At 71.4% G+C, this 19400-nt stretch carries 17 protein-coding genes and 1 tRNA gene; 10 read left to right on the top strand and 8 right to left on the bottom strand.

Translation table 11 applies throughout. From position 1 onward, the window contains the following. Positions 1-45 precede the first annotated feature (45 nt). The 4 genes from ACFWVP_RS31325 to ACFWVP_RS31310 form a co-directional block, all read right to left on the bottom strand. Positions 46-1089: an ABC transporter permease gene (locus ACFWVP_RS31325; protein WP_384501355.1), complete on the bottom strand. Its 1044-nt coding sequence runs from the start codon at positions 1087-1089 to the stop codon at positions 46-48. Further along, on the bottom strand, positions 1073-2125 hold the full coding sequence (locus ACFWVP_RS31320) for an ABC transporter permease (protein WP_384501354.1): 1053 nt from the start codon (positions 2123-2125) through the stop codon (positions 1073-1075). Before ACFWVP_RS31320 ends, ACFWVP_RS31325 begins: the two co-directional genes overlap by 17 nt. Further along, positions 2122-3645, bottom strand: a complete 1524-nt coding sequence (locus tag ACFWVP_RS31315; protein ID WP_384501353.1) for a sugar ABC transporter ATP-binding protein — start codon at positions 3643-3645, stop codon at positions 2122-2124. The genes ACFWVP_RS31320 and ACFWVP_RS31315 overlap by 4 nt, the downstream gene beginning before the upstream one ends. A 1047-nt stretch (positions 3646-4692) precedes the next feature. Further along, entirely contained in the window at positions 4693-5970 is a 1278-nt protein-coding gene (locus ACFWVP_RS31310; protein WP_384501352.1) for a phosphoribosyltransferase family protein, read from the bottom strand. Between the two features lie 102 nt (positions 5971-6072). Here ACFWVP_RS31310 and ACFWVP_RS31305 point away from each other — a divergent pair, with 102 nt between their 5' ends. After that, positions 6073-6873, top strand: coding sequence for an HAD-IIA family hydrolase (locus tag ACFWVP_RS31305; RefSeq protein ID WP_384501351.1), 801 nt, complete (start codon positions 6073-6075; stop codon positions 6871-6873). On the opposite strand, the gene ACFWVP_RS31300 is transcribed toward ACFWVP_RS31305, so the two are convergent. The 3 genes from ACFWVP_RS31300 to ACFWVP_RS31290 all read right to left on the bottom strand — a co-directional run bounded on the left by ACFWVP_RS31300 (position 6761) and on the right by ACFWVP_RS31290 (position 8208). Next, positions 6761-7141 carry an exonuclease domain-containing protein gene (locus ACFWVP_RS31300; RefSeq protein ID WP_384501368.1) on the bottom strand — a complete coding sequence of 127 codons (381 nt, stop codon included), beginning with the start codon at positions 7139-7141 and terminating at the stop codon, positions 6761-6763. The genes ACFWVP_RS31305 and ACFWVP_RS31300 overlap by 113 nt on opposite strands. Positions 7142-7552: 411 nt before the next feature. Further along, entirely contained in the window at positions 7553-7957 is a 405-nt protein-coding gene (locus tag ACFWVP_RS31295; RefSeq protein ID WP_384501350.1) for an ATP-binding protein, read from the bottom strand. After that, the gene (locus tag ACFWVP_RS31290; protein WP_384501349.1) at positions 7957-8208 is read right to left on the bottom strand and encodes a hypothetical protein; all 252 of its coding nucleotides are present in this window, start codon (positions 8206-8208) and stop codon (positions 7957-7959) included. Before ACFWVP_RS31290 ends, ACFWVP_RS31295 begins: the two co-directional genes overlap by 1 nt. Positions 8209-8386: 178 nt before the next feature. Between ACFWVP_RS31290 and ACFWVP_RS31285 the strand changes: the two genes are divergently transcribed. After that, positions 8387-9226 carry a DUF5753 domain-containing protein gene (locus ACFWVP_RS31285; protein WP_384501348.1) on the top strand — a complete coding sequence of 280 codons (840 nt, stop codon included), beginning with the start codon at positions 8387-8389 and terminating at the stop codon, positions 9224-9226. After that, a complete protein-coding gene (locus ACFWVP_RS31280) occupies positions 9204-9425 on the top strand; it encodes a DUF397 domain-containing protein (RefSeq protein WP_384501347.1) in 222 nt (73 codons plus the stop codon). The genes ACFWVP_RS31285 and ACFWVP_RS31280 overlap by 23 nt, the downstream gene beginning before the upstream one ends. Positions 9426-10035: 610 nt before the next feature. Here the strand turns inward: ACFWVP_RS31280 and ACFWVP_RS31275 are convergent. After that, a tRNA-Arg gene (locus ACFWVP_RS31275) sits at positions 10036-10108 on the bottom strand. 318 nt (positions 10109-10426) lie between these two features. Here ACFWVP_RS31275 and ACFWVP_RS31270 point away from each other — a divergent pair. The 7 genes from ACFWVP_RS31270 (at position 10427) to ACFWVP_RS31240 (ending at position 19386) form a co-directional block, all read left to right on the top strand. Beyond that, entirely contained in the window at positions 10427-12070 is a 1644-nt protein-coding gene (locus ACFWVP_RS31270) for a dynamin family protein (protein WP_384501346.1), read from the top strand. Continuing rightward, positions 12067-14007 carry a GTPase gene (locus tag ACFWVP_RS31265; protein WP_384501345.1) on the top strand — a complete coding sequence of 647 codons (1941 nt, stop codon included), beginning with the start codon at positions 12067-12069 and terminating at the stop codon, positions 14005-14007. The genes ACFWVP_RS31270 and ACFWVP_RS31265 overlap by 4 nt, the downstream gene beginning before the upstream one ends. Before the next feature lie 258 nt (positions 14008-14265). Then, the gene (locus tag ACFWVP_RS31260; protein ID WP_384501344.1) at positions 14266-14691 is read left to right on the top strand and encodes a single-stranded DNA-binding protein; all 426 of its coding nucleotides are present in this window, start codon (positions 14266-14268) and stop codon (positions 14689-14691) included. Positions 14692-14934: 243 nt separating this feature from the next. Beyond that, on the top strand, positions 14935-16401 hold the full coding sequence (locus tag ACFWVP_RS31255; RefSeq protein WP_384501367.1) for a Cys-Gln thioester bond-forming surface protein: 1467 nt from the start codon (positions 14935-14937) through the stop codon (positions 16399-16401). 209 nt (positions 16402-16610) lie between these two features. Further along, complete coding sequence (gene ettA, locus ACFWVP_RS31250) at positions 16611-18275, top strand: energy-dependent translational throttle protein EttA (RefSeq protein WP_384501343.1); 1665 nt, start codon at positions 16611-16613, stop codon at positions 18273-18275. A gap of 2 nt (positions 18276-18277) precedes the next feature. After that, the gene (locus ACFWVP_RS31245) at positions 18278-18700 is read left to right on the top strand and encodes an acyl-CoA thioesterase (RefSeq protein WP_384501342.1); all 423 of its coding nucleotides are present in this window, start codon (positions 18278-18280) and stop codon (positions 18698-18700) included. Further along, the gene (locus tag ACFWVP_RS31240; protein WP_384501341.1) at positions 18697-19386 is read left to right on the top strand and encodes a hypothetical protein; all 690 of its coding nucleotides are present in this window, start codon (positions 18697-18699) and stop codon (positions 19384-19386) included. Before ACFWVP_RS31245 ends, ACFWVP_RS31240 begins: the two co-directional genes overlap by 4 nt. The last annotated feature ends 14 nt before the right edge of the window (positions 19387-19400 follow it).

Below are 19400 nucleotides of genomic sequence, written 5' to 3'. Positions count from 1 at the left end.
TGTGCCTTTCGGAGAGGTACGGCGGAAGGGGTGTGCGGAGAGGGGTCATGGCGACCGGGGCGCAGGGGTGTTCGCGGCCCGCCGGTGCCGTCGTTCGACGACGGTGGCGATGATCCGTGGGGTGAGGACGGACGCCACGAGCAGCAGGCCGGTCACGATGACCTGGACCTCGTTGGCGATGTCGTTGAGGGTGAGCAGGTTCTTCAGGACACCGATCAGCAGGACACCGGCGACCGCGCCGAAGAGCGTGCCCTTCCCGCCGTCGAAGTCGACGCCGCCGAGCAGGACCGACGCGATGACGAGCATCTCGAAGCCGAGTCCGTTGTCCGCACGGGCACTTCCGTACCGGAGGGTGAAGACGACACCCGCGAAGGCGGAGAACAGGCCGGTCACGACGAAGAGCAGCAGCTTGATCCGCTTGACCCGGATGCCGGCGAAGTACGCGGCCTCCTCCTGGGCGCCGATCGCGAAGAGCGAGCGGCCCAGCCCGGTGGCGTGCAGCACCACCGCGGTGACCGCGGCGAGGACGACGAAGAGCAGGACCGGGTACGTGAGGAACGTGCCCGGCACGGTCGTGGTGTCGACGGCCCAGTCCGCGTACGTCTGCGGGAAGTCCGTCACCGCGTCGCTGCCGAGCGCCACCGAGGCCAGACCACGGTAGAGCGCCAGGGTGCCGATGGTGACGGCCAGGGACGGCAGGCCGACCTCGGTGACCAGCCAGCCGTTGAGGAGACCTCCGGCGACACCCACCAGGAGGACCACCGGCACGATCGTCTCGAAGGCCCAGCCCGCCTCCCACAGCGCACCGGTCAGCGCACTGCCCAGGCCCAGCATGGAGGCGACCGACAGGTCGACCTGCCCGGCGACGACCAGGAGGGTCATCGGGAGGGCGATGATGGCGACTTCGGCGATGTCGTTGAAGGCGAACGCGAGGTTCTCGCTCGAACCGAAGCCCTCCGTGCTGCCGAGGCCGACGACGAGGACCGCCACCAGGAGGAGACCGACCGCGGTGTCCCAGCGCAGCGCCAGGCCGCGTACGAGAGAGGCCCGCGACGCGGGAGCCGTCTTTGTGTCAGGCGCCGTGGTCATGACGGGCGCTCCTCTTCCTCAGTGCGGCGGTCATCCGCAGGTTCACGATCCGGTCGACGCTGATGGCCAGCAGGAGGAGCGCACCGGTGATGGCGCCCTGCCAGAAGGAGTCCACCTTCAGGACGACCAGGACGCTGCCGATGGTGGTGAGCAGCAGGGCGCCGAGTGCGGCACCCCACACGGTGCCGGTGCCGCCGGTGATGGCGACACCGCCGACGACGACGGCGCTGACGACGGTCAGCTCCCAGCCGTGCGCGTTGTCCGCGACGACGGTGCCGAAGCGGGCCAGCCACAGCGCCCCGGCGAAGCCGGCGACAGCCCCGGAGAAGGCGTACGCGGCGAGCACCCGGCGGCGGATGGGGATACCGGCGAGGCGGGCGGCCTCGGGGCTCGAACCGATCGCGTACAGCTCACGCCCCGAGCGGTAGCCGCGCAGGAAGTACGCGGTCCCCGCGAGCAGGACGACGGCGATGAGCGGCAGGTAGGGGACGCCGAACAGGTCGCCGCTGCCGAGACCCAGGACCGCGTCCGGCACGTCGGAGGCGCTGATCTGCTCGCCCTGCGCCCACCAGTAGTCGACGCCCTGGATGATGTAGAGCATCCCCAGGGTCACGACGAGCGCCGGGACCTTGCCGAAGCTGACGAGGGCGCCGGACACCAGTCCGCAGACCACGCCGATGGCGATGCCGAGCAGCATCACGGTCAGCACCCCGTGGTCGGTCCCCGCGACGAACTTGCCGCAGGCGAACGCCGAGAGGCCGACGACCGAACCGACCGACAGGTCGATGTTGCGGGTGATGACCACGGCGGACTGACCGACCGCGAGCAGCACCAGGATCGACGCGTTGAGCAGCAGGTCCTTGACGCCCTGGTCGGACAGGAAGAGCGGGTTGGCCAGGTAGGTGCCGAGGATCAGCAGCACCAGCGCGCCGGCGATGGATATCTCGCGGGCCCGGAAGGCCGTGTCCACGAGCGAGGAGGCACTGCGCGCCGGCGCCTTCGCGGTGTCCGGCGGACTCTCGATGGTGGTGGTCATGCCGCCGCCCTCTCGTTGCGTCCGGTGGCCGCCGCCATGACCGATTCCTCGGTGGCGCTCTCGCGCGGGATCTCGGCGACGAGCCGGCCCTCGTGCATCACGAGCACCCGGTCGGCCATGCCGATGACCTCCGGCAGGTCGGAGGAGATCATCAGGACGGCGAGGCCGTCCGCCGCGAGCGAGGACAGCAGCCGGTGGACCTCGGCCTTGGTGCCGACGTCGATGCCGCGGGTCGGCTCGTCCACGATCAGCACCTCGGGGCCGGTCGCCAGCCACTTGGCGAGCACGACCTTCTGCTGGTTGCCGCCGGACAGCACACCCACGGTGTCGGCCAGCCGGTTGTACTTGAGCTGGAGGCGTACGGCCCAGTCGGCGGCCCGGTCGTGCTCCAGGGCCCGGCTGACGAGCCCGCGCTTGCGGACCTCGGCCAGACCGGTGAGACCGATGTTGCGCTCGATCGACATATCCATGACGAGACCGCGCTGGCGCCGGTCCTCGGGTACGAGGGCGAGCCCGGCGGACATCGCGGCCGTCGGCGAACCGGGCCGCAGCACCGCGCCGGCCACCTTGACCTCGCCCGCGTCGGCACGGTCCACACCGAAGACCGCCTGAGCGACCTCGGTGCGCCCGGCGCCGACGAGCCCGGCGAGCGCCACGATCTCGCCGCGCCGGACATCGAAGGACACGTCGTGGAAGACGCCCTCCCGGGTCAACCGGTGCACGGAGAGGGCGACTTCGCCGACCTCCGCGTCCTGCTTGGGGTAGAGGTCGTCGAGGTCGCGGCCCACCATCCTGCGCACCAGGTCGTCCTCGGTGAGCCCTTCCAGCGGCTCGGAGGAGATCCACCGCCCGTCGCGCAGGGTCGTGACGCGCTGGCACAGCTCGAAGATCTCGTCGAGGCGGTGCGAGATGAACAGCACGGCCGCACCCTCGGCGCGCAGGGTCTGGACGACGGAGAAGAGCCTGGCCGTCTCGCTGCCGGTCAGGGCGGCGGTCGGCTCGTCCATGATCAGGACGCGGGCGTCGAAGGAGAGCGCCTTGGCGATCTCGACGATCTGCTGGTCGGCGATCGACAGCCCGCGGCCGGGCCGGTCGGGGGGCAGGTCGACGCCGAGCCGGCGCATCAGTGCGGCGGTGGTCGCGTGCACGGCCTTGCGGTCGATCCGCCCCAGTGAGCGCCGGGGCTGGCGGCCCATGAAGATGTTCTCGGCGATCGACAGGTCGGGGAAGAGCGTCGGTTCCTGGTAGATGACCGCGATACCGGCGTCACGGGCGTCGGCCGGGCCGTGGAAGACGACAGGGTCGCCGTCGAGCAGGACCTCGCCGCTGTCCGGACGGTGCACCCCGGCGAGGGCCTTGATCAGCGTGGACTTGCCCGCGCCGTTCTCTCCGGCGAGTGCGTGGGCCTCACCGGGAAACAACTGCAAGGACACGTCATGCAGGGCCCGTACGGCACCGAAGGACTTGCTCACGCCCTTCAGGGCCAGGACCGGGGCCGGGTCCGGGGCGGACTGGTTCATGGGAGCTCCTCAGCGGTGGACCGTGTCGCTCCACTCGCCGTGAAAGGTTTCAATCAGGTTGCACGGAAGCTAAACGGGGATTGCGGGCTCAGTCAATGGGTTGATGGCGAGAAGTTCACGCAAGGAGGGCGATGTGCGACCTGAATGGGGGGAGTGGGTGGGCGCCCTTGACAGTGTTCGGGGCGCACCACTATCTTCCCCGCGCTTGAATCGATTCACATGACGGTCGCGCATCGCTCCTCTCGCAAGTGCGCACCCGGAGTGCCCGGTTCGCCCCGCACGGACGGAGGCAACCGGATGGCATCGTTGTCGGGCGCATCGTTCCGGTGCCCGGGAAGCCGTGTCCGCAGCGCGGCCGTACGCGGCCGGTTCCGCGCGGGCCCGTACGCGTCGGACGGTGCTGTGGGTTCCGGCCGGGTGGGTGGGGCCGAGGAGGGCGGTGAGGCGCGCCCGGCCCGGGACGGGCGCGGGGGCCCGGTGCCGGCCGGCCCGCCGTGGAAGCGCGGCGTGGCCTCGGCGTGGACCGAGGTGAGCAGCCGGCACCGTCCGTCCGGGGCCGTCCCGGTGACCGCCGCCGGCGATCGCGCACCACCGGGTCCGGCTCCGCGCGCCGCGGGGCCGACGGCCGGTTCGTCCACCTCCACGGCCCCGCACAGCCAGGCCGCGACCCGGTCGGGCCCGAGGGCGGTGGCCACGTGCCCGTAGCCGCGGTCGGCCGGGGAAGGCGTCGGGGCGTGCTCCAGGCGGTGGCGAAGCCGGTCACGGTGCCCGCGTCGTCGAGGGTCGGTGCGGCGGTGAACCCCGGCCGCGCCATGTCGGCGGCGAGCCGGTCGGTGTACAGGGCGGCCGTCGCGGGGTCCTCGTTCCACGGGGGCGCGGAGAACCACATCCGTGTACACGCGCCGGATCCCGTCGGCGTACGACCGGACGCCGAAGCCGTCCACGGCCCTGACCCGCAGGCACGCCCCTCCTCGCCGCCGGTGTGTGCCCGGGGGCCGGACGGAGCGAGGGTGGTTTCCCGGGGCCTTCGAGGCTTCGAGGTAAACCCTACGGGCCGCCCGGCAGCAGATGCCGGGTGAACCACTCCCGGGCCAGCTCCGCGACCCGTTCCAGGGCGCCGGGCTCCTCGAACAGGTGCGTGGCGCCCGGGATGACGTCGAGCCGGTTCTCGCAGTGGAGCGCCGCCTGCGCCTGCCGGTTGAGGTCGATCACCGTCGTGTCGTCGCCACCCACGATGAGGAGTGTCGGCGCCCGTACCCCGGACAGGTCCGCCCCGGCCAGATCGGGGCGCCCGCCACGGGAGACCACGGCGCCGACGCCCGAATCGGGGGCGGCGGCCGCCCGCAGAGCCGCCGCGGCACCCGTGCTCGCGCCGAAGGAGCCGACCGGGAGGGCCGCACGGCCCCGCAGCCAGTGGGTGGCGCCCGCCAGCCGTCCGGCGAGCAGCCCGATGTCGAAGACATTGGCCCGGTGGACCTCCTCGCCGGGCGTGAGCAGGTCGAGGAGCAGGGTGCCGAGGCCCGCCCCGTTCAGGGCCGTCGCCACGGAACGGTTGCGGGGGCTGTGGCGGCTGCTGCCGGAACCGTGGGCGAACACCACGACCGCCCCGGCGTTCCCGGGCAGCACGAGGTCCCCGGCGAGCCCGGCGTCGCCCGTGTCCACCTCCACCTCCTCGGCCACGGGTGCTCCGCCCCCGGGCGCCCGCGCCAGGAGGGAGACGACCTCCTCGTCTGAGGTCTGCGAGAAGTCGCTGTACCACTCGCCCACGGCCGAGAAGAGACCCGGCGTGGAGAGGCACACGACCTCGTCCACGTCCGCGCGCAGCCGTTCGACGACATCCGGCGACGCCACCGGCACCGCGAGGACGACATGGGCGGCGCCCTGTGCCCGCACGACACGGCACGCGGCCCTGGCGGTCGCCCCGGTGGCGATCCCGTCGTCGACCACGACCACCGCCCGGCCGGTGAGGGGCAGACGTGGCCGGCCCTCCCGGTACGTCCGGGCCCGCCGCAGGAGCTCCGCCTCCTCGGCGCGCTCGACGGACACGAGGTCCTTCTCCCGGACCCCGGCATGGCGCACGATCTCGTCGCTGATGACCCGCACGCCGCCCTCGCCGATCGCGCCGAATCCCAGCTCCGGGTGGTACGGGACGCCCAGCTTGCGGACCACGATCACATCGAGCGGCGCGCCCAGTGCCCGCGCCACCTCGAAGGCGACCGGGACACCGCCACGGGGAAGGCCCAGGACGACGGGGTCGCGCGGCCGCAGATGCCCGAGCGCCCCGGCGAGCCGTCGCCCGGCGTCCGTACGGTCGGTGAACTGCACAGTGGTTCGCCTCCAAGGAGGGGAGACCGGAACGAACACACACCCCCACCTTCGAAACAATCCCATTTGCGCCGGTTCGGCAAGTCGGGGACGGTCGGGGGCATGGAACGAATCGGAGCGGTCCTGATCGACATCGACGGTGTGCTCACGGTGTCCTGGAAGCCGCTGCCCGGCGCGGTGGAGGCCCTGCGCCGGCTGCGTGCCTCCGGTGTCCCACTGGCGCTCGTCACGAACAACACGTCACGGACCCGCGCCGTGATCGCCGACCGGCTCGCCGGCGCGGGCTTCCCCGTCGAGGCGGACGACATCCTGACCGCGCCCGCCGCCACCGCCGCGTACCTGCGCGAGCACCACCCGGAGGCCCGCTGTCTGCTGATCAACACCGGCGACGTACGGGACGACCTGTCGGGCGTGACACTCGTCGAGGAGGAGGACGGCGAGGGTGCCGTACCGGACGTCGTCGTCCTCGGCGGAGCCGGCCCCGCGTTCACGTACGCGGCGCTCGACCGGGCCTTCCGCCACGTCCGGCAGGGTGCCCGGCTCGTGGCGATGCACCGCAACCTGTACTGGCGTACCACCGACGGGCTCGCCCTCGACACGGGCGCGTTCCTCTGCGGCCTGGAACTGGCGGCCGGGACGGAGGCGGAGATCACCGGCAAGCCCGCCCCCGCGTTCTTCGCCGCGGCCCTCTCCCACCTCGACGCCGTCCCGGCCGGAACGCTGATGGTGGGCGATGACATCGAGTCGGACGTGCTGGCGGCCCAGCGCGGCGGAATCAAAGGCGTACTGGTCAGGACGGGCAAGTACCTGCCCGAGACGCACGCGGCGGCCGACGGCACCCCGGACCACGTCCTCGACTCCTTCGCGGACGTACCGGCGCTGGTGGAGCGGCTCGGACACTGACACGGGCTGTCCCGGGTCCTCGAAGGCGGAGTTCCGCCCAGGCGAACTCGTGAGCGAGGAAGCCGTAGTCGAACTGGGCGTTGTGGGCGACCGGCACCCGGTCCTTCAGCAACGCCGCGATTCTTTCGGCGACTTGACCGAAGCTCGGCGCACCCCACGGCCGTGAGGCGGTGAGCCCGTGCACATGGACCGGCCCGGGATCGCAGCCCGGGTCGAGCAACGCCGAGAACTCACCGGTCTGCACGCCGTCCGGACCGAGGGTCACCACGGTGACGGAGAGCACCCGGTCCCCGCGTGCCACCAGCCCGGAGGTTTCCGTGTCCACCACAGCCAACTCGTGGGCTCAGTCACGCAGGCCGGCCATGTCGAGAGCGGGGCACGCGAGAGGCACAGCGGTAGGAGTGGCCGGATCCGTGCAGGCCCTTCAGCCCGGAAAGCCGTTCAGCCGTATATGTTCCTGGCGCATCCGGCGGCCGTCCGGCCCGCACCGCGAGTGCCGGACGGCCGGTCGGCAGCGCCCGGCCGGCCATGCGCCTCGTCCTTACACTCCACCGCCCAGGGGCACGCCGTACCGGCGGACGCCGTCACGCCGGGCGACGCGGACCGTGCCGGACGCGCGGTCGGGGACGAGCCGGCGCAGACCCTGGCCCGACCGCACGCCCTGTGAACCGCGCGGGGCTCAGCGTGGCGACAGGCTGAGCTCTGCCCACACCACCTTCCCGGGCCCTGCCCGTCCGTCTGTGCCCCAGCTGTCGGCGAGCGCGTCGACGAGAGTGAGTCCCCGCCCGTCCTGGGCGTCATCGGCCGTTGCGCGCCGCACGGGTGGTACGGACGACGCGTCGTGCACCTCGATACGGAGGCCGCCCGGGGCCGGGACGTAACGGGTCTCGATCTCCCTCCCCGGTGAAACCCTTGCGTGACGCCCCGCGTTGGTGAGCAGCTCCGACAGCACGAGTGTTGCCGAGTCCTCCAGGGCACCCAGACCCCAACGGGCCAGCGCCTTACGCAACTCCAGTCGCGCCAGGGCGACGCAGCGCGGGTGCCGGCTCCAGCGCAGGACCACCGGCTCGATGTGGGAGCCCATCAGGCCGACGCCTCGGCGTCCCACAGAGCCAGCCGCTGCCGGGCGCGCTCCCAGCGCTCGAACTCGCCCCGGGGGTAGGGCAGAAACAAGGCGCTGTGCCGGCTGGTCAGGCCGGAGTGGCATGCGTGGACGAATACGACCGAGGGGCGGAACACGACGGTGGCCGGGCCGCCGTCCGGGCCGGATTCGCCGTCCGGAGGAAACAGGACGTCACACAGCGGTCGGATGAGACGCGCGATAAACTTCGGCATTGCCGGGGACTCCTCTTCAAGTGCTTCGGCCGCGCCCCCGGACGTCTGCAAACGTCGCGGGGGTTTCTGTTCTTTCGGCGGTCCCACCTTGCCCGCTCGGGCAGACTGGTGGCATGTCCCAGCTGTCACCAAAAGACCTGAGTGGACAGCGATTTATGCGAAAGCGGGTTCGGCCCAGGTGGAGTTGAACGGGGAATCGGGCAAGGTCACACCGCGTGTGAGGCTGGGACGACGGCTGCGCCGGCTGCGTGAGCGGAGGGGACTTTCACTGCGACAGTTGTCCGAACAGGTGGGCGGCTATTCGCATAGTTACCTGGGGCGCGTCGAACTGGGGGACCAGCTCCCGTCGGAGGCGCTGGTGACATCGCTGGACCAGTTCTTCGATTCGGACGGGGTGCTGGCCGATCTGCTGGAGATGGCGCACGACGGCTCGGTTCCCGACTACGGCCGGGCGGTCGTGAGGAAAGAGCTCGAAGCGGACCGAATCCAGGTCTTTACGAGCAGCCTCATCCCAGGGTTGTTGCAGACAGAGGACTATGCGCACGAATTGTTTCGCACGTCCCTTCCTGGGGAGCCCGAAAGTAAGCTGCACGACCGGGTGGTCGTCCGCATGAAACGACAGCGGATCCTCGACCGGCCCGAACCGCCATTCTATTGGGCGATCATGGACGAAGCGTCTCTCAAGCGGCCGGTGGGCAGCCCCCAGCAGATGGCCGATCAGCTGCGATGCCTGCTGCGGGCTGCCGAGCGGCCGAAACTCACAGTCCAGGTACTGCCGTTCACCGAGGGTGCGCACCCGATGATGGGAGGGTGCCTGACCTTGCTCACGCTGCGGGACGGCGGGACGATGGCGTTCATCGAGAGCTTCAGTTCCGGCGAGACGGCGGAGTTGCCGAAGCGGACACTCGATCTGACCCAGCGGTTCGACGTGGCTCGCTCCTTGGCCCTCCCTGTGGAGAAGTCCCTCGACCTGATTCGCGATTACCTGAAAGAGTATGAAGATGAACGCGATTCCTGATGCATCCGCTCTGCACGCGTGGCGACGGTCGAGTCACAGCAACAACGGCGAAGGCGCATGCGTCGAGGTCTCGGACGGCTACCCCGGCGGCGTCCCCGTCCGCGACAGCAAGGCCGCGCACGGTCCGGCGCTGGTGTTCCCCGCTGCCGGCTGGTCGTTGTTCGTAGCTGCGGTCAAGCGCGGGGATCTGAGCGGCTGAGCCGCTGCCGGCTTCAGGTGCTGCGTACGTCCCGTAGGCGGCCGGCGCGTTCCACCTCGTGATCATGTATCCGGTTCTGCGTCGGAGCCGTTCGGAACGAAGGCGGCGGGGGCCGTCTCGGCCCACAGCTCCTCATGGTGGTCAAGCAGGCAACGAGAAGCCGGAACGGCTTCGGTCTCGACCGCTGATCCACAAGGGGAATTCATTCCCGGCAATCGATCCTCACCAACTGGCACACCTCTCCGACGGACGCCGTCCCCTTCGACCGAGTAACCCGGCAAGGGCAGCGGTGCGGCAGGTCGAACCGAGCCGACCGCGGCTACCGGGCAGGGGTGGATCGGGCAGGCGCTTGGCCCAGGCCGTGTTCCGGAAGGCGGCTCCGCCGTGCGGTCCCAGGGCCGGCCGACCCGGGCGGCAACCGCGGACGGCGGGGGAGGACCGGCGGGCGGCCGTCGGCCCACGATCGCGAGGAGCGGACGCCCGGCGGCAGCCCCGCCGTGACCTGCGAACGGTCCGGTGCTTACGCGGTCGCTACGGCGTCCTCGCTACGGTGCGGTGGCCCGCGAAAAAAGACCCTCCCGAAGGAGGGTCCGGCGTAGTACGGGATGTGTGCCCCCGGCAGGACTCGAACCTGCGGCCAAGCGCTTAGAAGGCGCCTGCTCTATCCACTGAGCTACGGGGGCCGGTGTCGGCCTCGGTGGCCCGGAGGGCGCTGGATCAAGCCATCCGTGACCTTGCCGGGACAAGGATAGGGCTCCGATCGCCTTGACCCGGTTGCTTCACCTGCGTGGCACGATGTGGAGGTTCAGTGAAGCGAACCGATAATCGCAGGTAGGTGCGATTCATGCACCGCTTTTGGCGCCTCGCGTCCCGGGTGTTGTGCACTCGTTATGCCTGCGCCCCACTCGTCCCCTCTGTCCCCTGGGACGGATCCGCCGCGCAGAGGGGCCTATACGCTTCAAAAAGGCGCCAAAATTGGGCATTCTTCACATGTGGTAACCATGGATGTACGGCCCCAGCTCATCGACGCACTTTCCGCCCTGCGCGACCGTGTCGCCGCCGTGCGTCTTCCACTCCCTCTGCCGGGGGCCGCGCGCGCCCGGCAGACGAGGACCGAACTGCTCGCCCAGCTCGACGACTACCTCGTCCCGCGGCTCAAGGATCCCGAGGCACCACTGCTCGCGGTGATCGGCGGATCCACCGGCGCGGGGAAGTCGACACTCGTCAACTCGCTGGTGGGGTGCCGGGTCAGTGAGGCCGGAGTCCTGCGCCCGACCACGCGGACCCCGGTGCTCGTCTGCCACCCCGACGACCACCACTGGTTCGCCGGGGTGCGCGTACTGCCCGAGCTGACCAGGGTGTGGCTGCCGCCCGGGCAGGCGCAGGATCCGGAGGGGCTCGACCACCTGGGGGCGGACGGCAACCAGGACGGCACCGTGCTGCGCGTCGAGACCGCGGCGACCCTGCCCCGCGGGCTCGCGCTGCTGGACGCCCCGGACATCGACTCGCTCGTCGTACGCAACAGGGTCCTGGCCGCCGAGCTCATCTGCGCCGCCGACATCTGGGTCATGGTGACCACCGCGTCCCGGTACGCCGACGCGGTCCCCTGGCACCTGCTGCGTACCGCCAAGGAGTACGACGCCTCCCTGGTCACCGTCCTGGACCGGGTGCCGCACCAGGTCATCGCCGAAGTCTCGCGGCAGTACGCGGCCCTCCTCACCCGGGCCGGGCTCGGCGAGGTCCCCCGCTTCACCATCCCCGAACTGCCCGAGTCCGCGGGCGGCGGCAGCGGCCTGCTGCCCACCACCGCCGTCGCACCGCTGCGCGCCTGGCTCACCCACCGCGCACAGGACCCGGCGGCCCGTCAGCAGGCCGTGGGGCGCACGGCGTCCGGGGTCATCGACTCGCTCGGCGTACGAATGCCCGAGCTGGCCGGGGCCGTGGCCGCGCAGTACGCGGCGGCGGTCCGGCTGACGGGGGTGGTCGAGGAGGCGTACGGCAACGAGTCGTCCCGCGTCCGGCGGCGGCTCCAGAACGGTGCGGTGCTCGCCGGGGCCGCACGCACCCGGTGGCGCGGATACCCGCTCTACAGCACCGCCGGCGAACTGCTCGACGCACTCGTGGAGAGCCTGGGCGCCCTGCTCCAGTGCGCGGTGGCCGCCGCCGACGAACAGATCCGCACCACCTGGCAGCGCGAGCCCGCCGCAGGGGACTTCCGGTACGAGGACGCCGGCCGGGAAGCCGGCGGCTGGGGACCGGCCGAGGACATCCAGGGCCGGATCGAGATGGCCGTAAGGCGCTGGCGGCGGGTCCTGGAGGAACTGGCCGAGGAGGAGGCGCGGCTGCTGGAACGCAACGCCGCACCCGACGCCGAGACGGTGGCCGCGCTGCTGGCCGCCGTCCTGCTCGGCGGGCGCCGCGCCCGGGGAGCCGGGGAACAGCTCGCCGAACGGATCGGCGCCCAGGGCGCGCTGCGGCTGCGCGACAAGGGCGGGGCACTCCTCGCCGGCTGCCTGGACCAGGTCCTGCACGGCGAACGCGACCGCCGGCTCACCCCGCTGGACGCGCTCGAAGTCGCCCCCGAACCGCAGGCCGAACTGATCGCCGCCCTGTCCGTACTGCAGAAGGAGAGGCGGAAGCGATGACCGCTGTCACCGACCACGACCGCGACCGGGCCGAAGGCACCGAAGGGCCCCAGGGGCGCAGCTGGGACGACGGGCTCATCGCACGGCGGGCCGCCGACGCCGTACAGGGGGAGGCGCGGCCCAAACGCCCCTGTGACGACGACGTACGCCCCCAGGTGGAGGCGTACGGGCTGCCCGGCAGCCCCCTGCGGCCCCGCCTCGACGCGCTGCGCGAGCTCGTCGGGCTGTCCAGGGCCAGGCTCGACGGTGACACCCTCGCCGAGGCCGGACGGGTGCTCGACGAGGCCTCGGCCCGGCAGCGGCTCTCCTCCCGGCACACGGTCGTCGCCATCGCCGGTGCCACCGGAAGCGGGAAGTCCACCCTCTTCAACGCGCTCGCGGGCGTCCAGATCTCCGACACCGGACTGCGCAGGCCGACGACGTCCGCGCCGATCGCCTGCAGCTGGACGGACGGGGCCGCCGGACTGCTGGACCGGCTGGCCATTCCCGGCAGGCTGCGACGCAGGCCGGTACAGGGGGGCACGGAGACCGACGAGGCGCTGCAGGGGCTCGTGCTCGTGGATCTGCCCGACCACGACTCGGCGGCGACCGGCCACCGGGACCAGGTGGACCGGGTGCTGGCGCTCGTCGACGCGGTGATCTGGGTCGTCGACCCGGAGAAGTACGCCGACGCGGCCCTGCACGAACGCTATCTGCGGCCGCTCGCCGGGCACGCCGAGATCACCTTCGTCGTCCTCAACCAGATCGACCGGCTGCCCGGTGAGGCCGCCGACCTCGTCCTCGACGACCTGCGCCGGCTGCTGGACGAGGACGGCATGGCGGTGGGGGAGCACGGGGAACCCGGCGCCACCGTCATGCCCCTGTCCGCGCTCACCGGCCACGGGGTGGGCGATCTGCGCGAACTGCTCGGCCGGTTCGTCCAGGGCCGTACGGCGGCGGCCCGCCGCCTCTCCGCCGACGTGGACGCGGCGGCAGCACGGCTGCGGCCCGTGTACGTCGCCGAAGGGCGCCCCGGGCTCGGCGAGCGGGCCCGTGAGCAGTTCGCCGACCGGCTGGCCGAGGCGGTGGGGGCGTCGGCCGCAGGGGAGGCGGCGGAGCGCGAGTGGCGCAGGAACGCCGGGCGGGCCTGCGGGACGCCGTGGCTGAGGCTGTGGCGCTGGTACGAGTCCACCCGGCAGCTCGGCGGCGGCCTGGACCTCATGGCACAGGCCCTCGCACCGCCGGAGGAGGAACTCACCGCCAGGCAGCGGGTGGAGCAGGCCGTACGGCAGCTGGCGGACGACGCCGTCGACGGGCTGCCCGCACCCTGGGCACAGGCCGTGCGCGAGGCGGCGGTCAACGGGGCCAAGAGGCTGCCCGAGGCGCTGGACGAGCTGTCACGCAACGCGCAGGCGCAGGCGGCGGTGGGTGGCCGGGGGCGCGCGGCTGCGACCGCGGGCTCCGGCACGGCGACCGCCGGCTCCGGCGCCGCGGCCCCGGACACGAAGGGTGCCTCGGCGGGTGGTCCCGGCCGCCCCGCGGAAAGGGCCGTCGCTCCCGTCGCCGGGGCGCTCGGCGGTCGTGGCACCAGGCCGCCGCGGCCCGCGTGGTGGCCCGCCGCGGTGCTGGCACAGGTCTCGATGACGCTGCTTCAGGTCTTCGGCGGGCTGTGGCTGCTCGGCCAGATCGTCGGTGTGATCGAACCCGGACTGGTCACCCCGGCCCTTCTCATGCTGGCCGGAGTCGTCGGCGGACCGCTCGTGGAGTGGTCGTGCGCGGCCGCGGCGCGCGGCCCCGCCCGCCGGTACGGGCAGGAGGCGGAGCGGCGGCTGCGCGAGACGGCGGCCGGGTGCGGCCGGGCCAGGGTCCTCGACCCGGTCGCCGCGGAGCTGGCGCGCTACCGCGAGGTGCGGGAGCGGTACGTGACGGTGACGGAGTTTTCCACAACCGGCCGGTAGTCCACAGGCTCCAGCGGCATTCCCGGATTCCGTCCAGCATGGATGTCGGTGGTCCGCACGGGACCACGAGGGCACGGTGGCGGACGGCGTGGCGGGCAAGGCGGCCATGCCCTGCGCTGCCCGCCCGGGGGTCCGGAGCCGGGTCGGACGGAAGGCCTGGCGACGGGCCTGACAACGGCCCTGGTGACGGGCCCGGCGAAACGCCGGACAGCAGTCCGGACAACAGGCCGGCGGCAGGACGGAAACGGGGAGCGGGAAATGAACGACACATGGGTGACGCTGGTGGGAAATGCCGCGACTCCGGTGGACTTCCGGGAGACGGCGACGGGACCCATGGCGCGATTCCGTATGGCGGTGACACCCCGGCGGTGGGACCGCGAGAAGCAGATCTGGGCGGACGGCCGCACCAGCTTCTACACGGTCCGGGCCTGGCGGACCCTGGCGGCGAACCTCTCCGGATCGGTAGCCGTCGGAGAACCCCTGCTGGTGCACGGGCGTTTGAAGGTGCGCGAGGAGGAGCGGGACGGGGTGTGGAAGACCTCCGTGGACATCGAGGCGGTGGCGGTGGGACACGATCTGACCAGGGGGACGGCCGCGTTCCGGCGGGTGGTCAGAGGCGAACCGGCACTGACCGCTCCGGCACATCGTCAGAAACCGGCCACGGACATGGTTCCCGTGTCCTGAACACCCGGGCGCGCCGAAGCCATCGGTAACGATTGCGATTCGGAATGCTTATCTGACGGCATGACGGGGGACTGTCCTTCACTCGCTCTTTACGATTCCCCAGTACTCATGCGGCACTTGAGTTTGCTGGCGAGACACCTCCCACACGTGAACCAGGCGTGAAGGTCTCGCCCGGAGGGGAATTCTGTGTTTTCTGTGTCTTCAGCAACCGCTTCGTCGCCCAAGGCGACGACGGAGCAGTCCATACAGAGCCTGAGCGGGGGACGCCGACACGACCAGGAACGGGGCCGTTCCGGGCGGGGCCGCGGCCTCGCCCGGGTGGCCGCCGCGATCCTGGCCTCCGGCCTCGTCGCGGCCGGGACGCTCGTCGGCGCCACGGCGGCGGCGGCGGAGGAGACCGGTCAGCACCAGGGCGGCGCGACCGCCGTCCTGGACGGGCTGAAGACCTACGACCGCGCCGTGCTCCGCATCGAGGGCAAGGACGGCAAGGAGTCCAAAACCCAGGAGCTCCCCGCCGGACTGTTCGAGATGACCGTCGACGGCGGCGGCACGCTCAAGACGTACTGCATCGACATCCACAACCCCACCCAGGACCGGGCGAAGTACCTGGAGACCCCCTGGGACCAGAGCTCGCTCGGCGCCAACGACGACGCCGGCAAGATCCGCTGGATCCTGGACCACTCCTACCCGAAGGTCGACGACCTCGCGGCGCTCGCCCAGGAGGCCGGCACCGGCCCGCTCACCGAGAAGACCGCCGCGGCGGGCACCCAGGTCGCCATCTGGCGCTTCTCGGACGACGCCGACGTGACGGCTTCCGACGCGCAGGCGGAGAAGCTCGCCGACTGGCTGGAGGGCAAGGCCGAGAACGTGGCGGAGCCCAAGGCATCCGTGGCCCTGGACCCGGCCGCGGTGTCCGGCAAGGCCGGTGAGCGGCTCGGCCCGATCACCGTCCGCACCGACGCCGGCCAGGTCTCCGTGGCACCGCCGGCCGACGCCGCCGCCAGCGGGGTCACGGTCACCGACAAGGACGGCAAGCCCGTCACCGAGGCCGCCGACGGCACCGGCCTCTACTTCGACATCCCCGAGGACGCCGCCGACGGCTCCGCCTCGCTGACCGTCCAGGCCACCACCTCGGTGCCCGTCGGCCGGGTCTTCGCAGGGGTCACCAAGAGCCAGACGATGATCCTGGCCGGCTCCAGCGAGTCCACGGTCACCGCGGCGGCGACCGCCACCTGGGCCGAGAAGGGCGCCGTCCCCGCGCTCACCGCCGAGAAGAACTGCGCCAAGGGCGGCGTGGACATCACCGCGGGCAACAAGGGCGACGAGCCCTTCACCTTCGAGCTCGCCGGCACCAAGCACAGCATCCCCGCGGGTGAGACCCGGACCGTGACGATCCCCGTCGCCGAGGACCAGGCGTACGACTTCACGATCACCGGCCCCGGCGGCTTCAGCAAGAACTTCAAGGGCGTCCTGGACTGCGAGACCGCCGGCACCCCGGTCCCGGATGACGAGACCGAGACCCAGAGTGGTTCCGAGCCCGTCCCCGCCCAGACCGGCACCAGCTCCACCGGCGCCGAGGGTGACCTCGCCGCGACCGGCGGCTCCAGCGCCACCCCCGTCATCGCGGGTGTCGCCATCGCCCTCGTCGTCCTCGGCGGCGGCGCGGTCTTCCTGCTCCGCCGGAAGAAGCCGCAGACCAGCGGTCAGTGACGACCGGTGCGAGTGACTGACGTGACCACGGGCGCTTCGTGAGAACGCGCCGGTGAAGGGCCCGGTACGGACCTCCGTACCGGGCCCCGTCGCGTTCCGGACGGCCGGGAGGCACGTACCGGGGACCGGTACTGGTTTCCGTCCGGGCACGGACGTCAGGCAAGATGGGTGTATCTGCCCACACCTCTATTGCTGCCGGACGGTTTCTCTTGGCTGAGTTCATCTACACCATGCGCAAGACGCGCAAGGCGCACGGCGACAAGGTGATTCTCGACGACGTCACCCTGAACTTCCTGCCCGGCGCGAAGATCGGTGTCGTGGGGCCCAACGGTGCCGGTAAGTCCACGGTGCTGAAGATCATGGCGGGCCTGGAGCAGCCGTCCAACGGCGAGGCGTACATCACGCCCGGTTTCAGCGTCGGCATCCTCATGCAGGAGCCGAAGCTCGACGAGTCGAAGACCGTCCTGGAGAACGTCCAGGACGGCGCCGCCGAGATCATGGGCAAGCTCAAGCGCTTCAACGAGGTCGCCGAGCTCATGGCGACCGACTACTCCGACGCGCTCATGGACGAGATGGGCAAGCTCCAGGAGGACCTGGACCACGCCAACGCGTGGGACCTGGACGCGCAGCTGGAGCAGGCCATGGACGCCCTGGGCTGCCCGCCTGGCGACTGGCCCGTCACCAACCTCTCCGGTGGCGAGAAGCGCCGCGTCGCGCTCTGCAAGCTGCTCATCGAGGCCCCGGACCTGCTCCTCCTCGACGAGCCCACCAACCACCTCGACGCCGAGTCGGTGAACTGGCTGGAGCAGCACCTCTCGAAGTACGCGGGCTGCGTCATCGCCGTGACCCACGACCGGTACTTCCTGAACAACGTCGCCGAGTGGATCCTCGAGCTCGACCGCGGCCGCGCCATCGCCTACGAGGGCAACTACTCCACGTACCTGGAGAAGAAGCAGGCACGCCTGAAGGTCGAGGGCCGCAAGGACGAGAAGCGCCAGAAGCGGCTCAAGGAAGAGCTGGAGTGGGTCCGCTCCAACGCCAAGGGCCGCCAGACCAAGTCCAAGGCACGTCTCGCCCGTTACGAGGAGATGGCGGCCGAGGCGGACAAGATGCGGAAGCTGGACTTCGAGGAGATCCAGATCCCGCCGGGCCCGCGGCTCGGTTCCATCGTCGTCGAGGTCGAGAACCTCTCGAAGGCCTTCGGTGACAAGGTCCTCATCGACGACCTGTCGTTCACGCTGCCGCGCAACGGCATCGTCGGCATCATCGGTCCGAACGGCGCGGGCAAGACCACGCTGTTCAAGATGATCCAGGGCCTGGAGACGCCGGACTCCGGCGCCATCAAGGTCGGCGACACGGTCAAGATCTCCTACGTCGACCAGTCCCGCGCCAACATCGACCCGAAGAAGACCCTCTGGGCCGTCGTGTCGGACGAGCTGGACTACATCAACGTCGGCCAGGTCGAGATGCCCTCGCGGGCGTACGTCTCCGCGTTCGGCTTCAAGGGCCCGGACCAGCAGAAGCCGGCCGGTGTCCTGTCCGGTGGTGAGCGCAACCGCCTCAACCTGGCGCTGACGCTCAAGGAGGGCGGCAACCTGCTGCTCCTCGACGAGCCCACCAACGACCTCGACGTCGAGACCCTGTCCTCGCTCGAGAACGCGCTGCTGGAGTTCCCCGGTGCGGCCGTGGTCATCTCCCACGACCGCTGGTTCCTGGACCGCGTCGCCACGCACATCCTGGCGTACGAGGGCGACTCCAAGTGGTACTGGTTCGAGGGCAACTTCGAGTCGTACGAGAAGAACAAGGTCGAGCGCCTCGGCGCGGACGCGGCCCGCCCGCACCGTGCCACGTACAAGAAGCTCACGCGAGGCTGATCGTGGCCCGTCATATCTACAGCTGCCCGCTGCGCTGGTCGGACATGGATGCCTTCGGCCACGTGAACAACGTGGTCTTCCTCCGCTACCTGGAGGAGGCGCGCATCGACTTCATGTTCCGGCTGGCGCCGGGGGACGGCTCGCCGTCCTTCGCCGGCGGGTCCGTCGTGGCCCGGCACGAGATCGACTACGTGCGCCCGCTGGTCCACCGGCACGCGCCGGTGACCGTCGAGTCCTGGGTCACGAAGATAGGCGCCGCGTCGCTGACGATCGCCTACGAGATCAAGGACCCCGAGCAGGTCTACGTACGGGCGTCGACGATCGTCGTGCCCTACGACCTGGCCGAGGAGCGGCCCCGGCGGATCACCGCCGAGGAGAAGCGCTTCCTCCAGGAGTACATGGACCAGGAGCCGGCTGCCGCATGACGGTGCCCGTGCGGTCGCCGCAGTTCGCCGACGAGAGGGAGGCGGCGGATCTCGCCGCCTTCCTCGGCCGGCTGCTCCACTACGACCGGGCCGCCGCCGTCCGCCTCCAGGCGGGCGGCGGCGCACTGGCGGTGTTCGGCCGGCCGCCGTCGTTCGACGTCCTCGCGATCCGTACGGCACGGCTGTCCGGCACGCACGACTTCGACACCACCGTCTCGGCCGGTGAACTCCTCGAATCGCTGGACCCGGACGGAACGGCCGGATCCGGCGTCCTGCCGGCGCCCGTCACCGGTCCGCCGTGGACCGGGGTGCTGCCGCCGCGCGGCGGCTGGCGGGAACGGCCCGGGCTCCCGGGGCCGGAGAGCCTGCACACCGCGCTCACCGCCGCCGTGACGGAATTCAGGACCCGCGACACGGCCCTGCCCGAGGACCGCCGCACCCGGGCGGAACGCGACCTGATCGGCCGCGACATCTGGTCCCGCACGGTCGGCGACACCGAACTCCCGCTGCGCGCCGTGCACGCGGCCCAGTCCCTGGGCTTCCTGCGCCCGTCGCCCGGCTTCCCCGTCGCGCTGCTCACGGCCGGTTCGTGGCTGCGGCTGCGCACACCCTTCGGCTCGATCGCCCTGCGGGGCGCGGGCGGCGGCGGCCTCGGCACGCTCGCGGTGACGGTCGGAACGGCCTGAGGGTGCCCGAGCCG

It is taken from the genome of Streptomyces sp. NPDC058637, from assembly GCF_042717325.1.
Taxonomy (GTDB): domain Bacteria; phylum Actinomycetota; class Actinomycetes; order Streptomycetales; family Streptomycetaceae; genus Streptomyces.
Note: the sequence above shows the minus strand (reverse complement) of the source record. Positions and strands in the feature narration are given on the sequence as shown.

What these genes read in the sequence shown, in the direction of transcription:
- ACFWVP_RS31315 (WP_384501353.1), bottom strand. Translation starts at nt 3,645, where the DNA reads ATGAACCAGTCCGCCCCGGACCCGGCCCCGGTCCTGGCCCTGAAGGGC.
- ACFWVP_RS31320 (WP_384501354.1), bottom strand. Translation starts at nt 2,125, where the DNA reads ATGACCACCACCATCGAGAGTCCGCCGGACACCGCGAAGGCGCCGGCG.
- ACFWVP_RS31240 (WP_384501341.1), top strand. Translation starts at nt 18,697, where the DNA reads ATGACGGTGCCCGTGCGGTCGCCGCAGTTCGCCGACGAGAGGGAGGCG.
- ACFWVP_RS31260 (WP_384501344.1), top strand. Translation starts at nt 14,266, where the DNA reads ATGAACGACACATGGGTGACGCTGGTGGGAAATGCCGCGACTCCGGTG.
- ACFWVP_RS31295 (WP_384501350.1), bottom strand. Translation starts at nt 7,957, where the DNA reads ATGGGCTCCCACATCGAGCCGGTGGTCCTGCGCTGGAGCCGGCACCCG.
- ACFWVP_RS31280 (WP_384501347.1), top strand. Translation starts at nt 9,204, where the DNA reads ATGAAGATGAACGCGATTCCTGATGCATCCGCTCTGCACGCGTGGCGA.
- ACFWVP_RS31305 (WP_384501351.1), top strand. Translation starts at nt 6,073, where the DNA reads ATGGAACGAATCGGAGCGGTCCTGATCGACATCGACGGTGTGCTCACG.
- ACFWVP_RS31290 (WP_384501349.1), bottom strand. Translation starts at nt 8,208, where the DNA reads ATGCCGAAGTTTATCGCGCGTCTCATCCGACCGCTGTGTGACGTCCTG.
- ACFWVP_RS31270 (WP_384501346.1), top strand. Translation starts at nt 10,427, where the DNA reads ATGGATGTACGGCCCCAGCTCATCGACGCACTTTCCGCCCTGCGCGAC.
- ACFWVP_RS31325 (WP_384501355.1), bottom strand. Translation starts at nt 1,089, where the DNA reads ATGACCACGGCGCCTGACACAAAGACGGCTCCCGCGTCGCGGGCCTCT.
- ACFWVP_RS31265 (WP_384501345.1), top strand. Translation starts at nt 12,067, where the DNA reads ATGACCGCTGTCACCGACCACGACCGCGACCGGGCCGAAGGCACCGAA.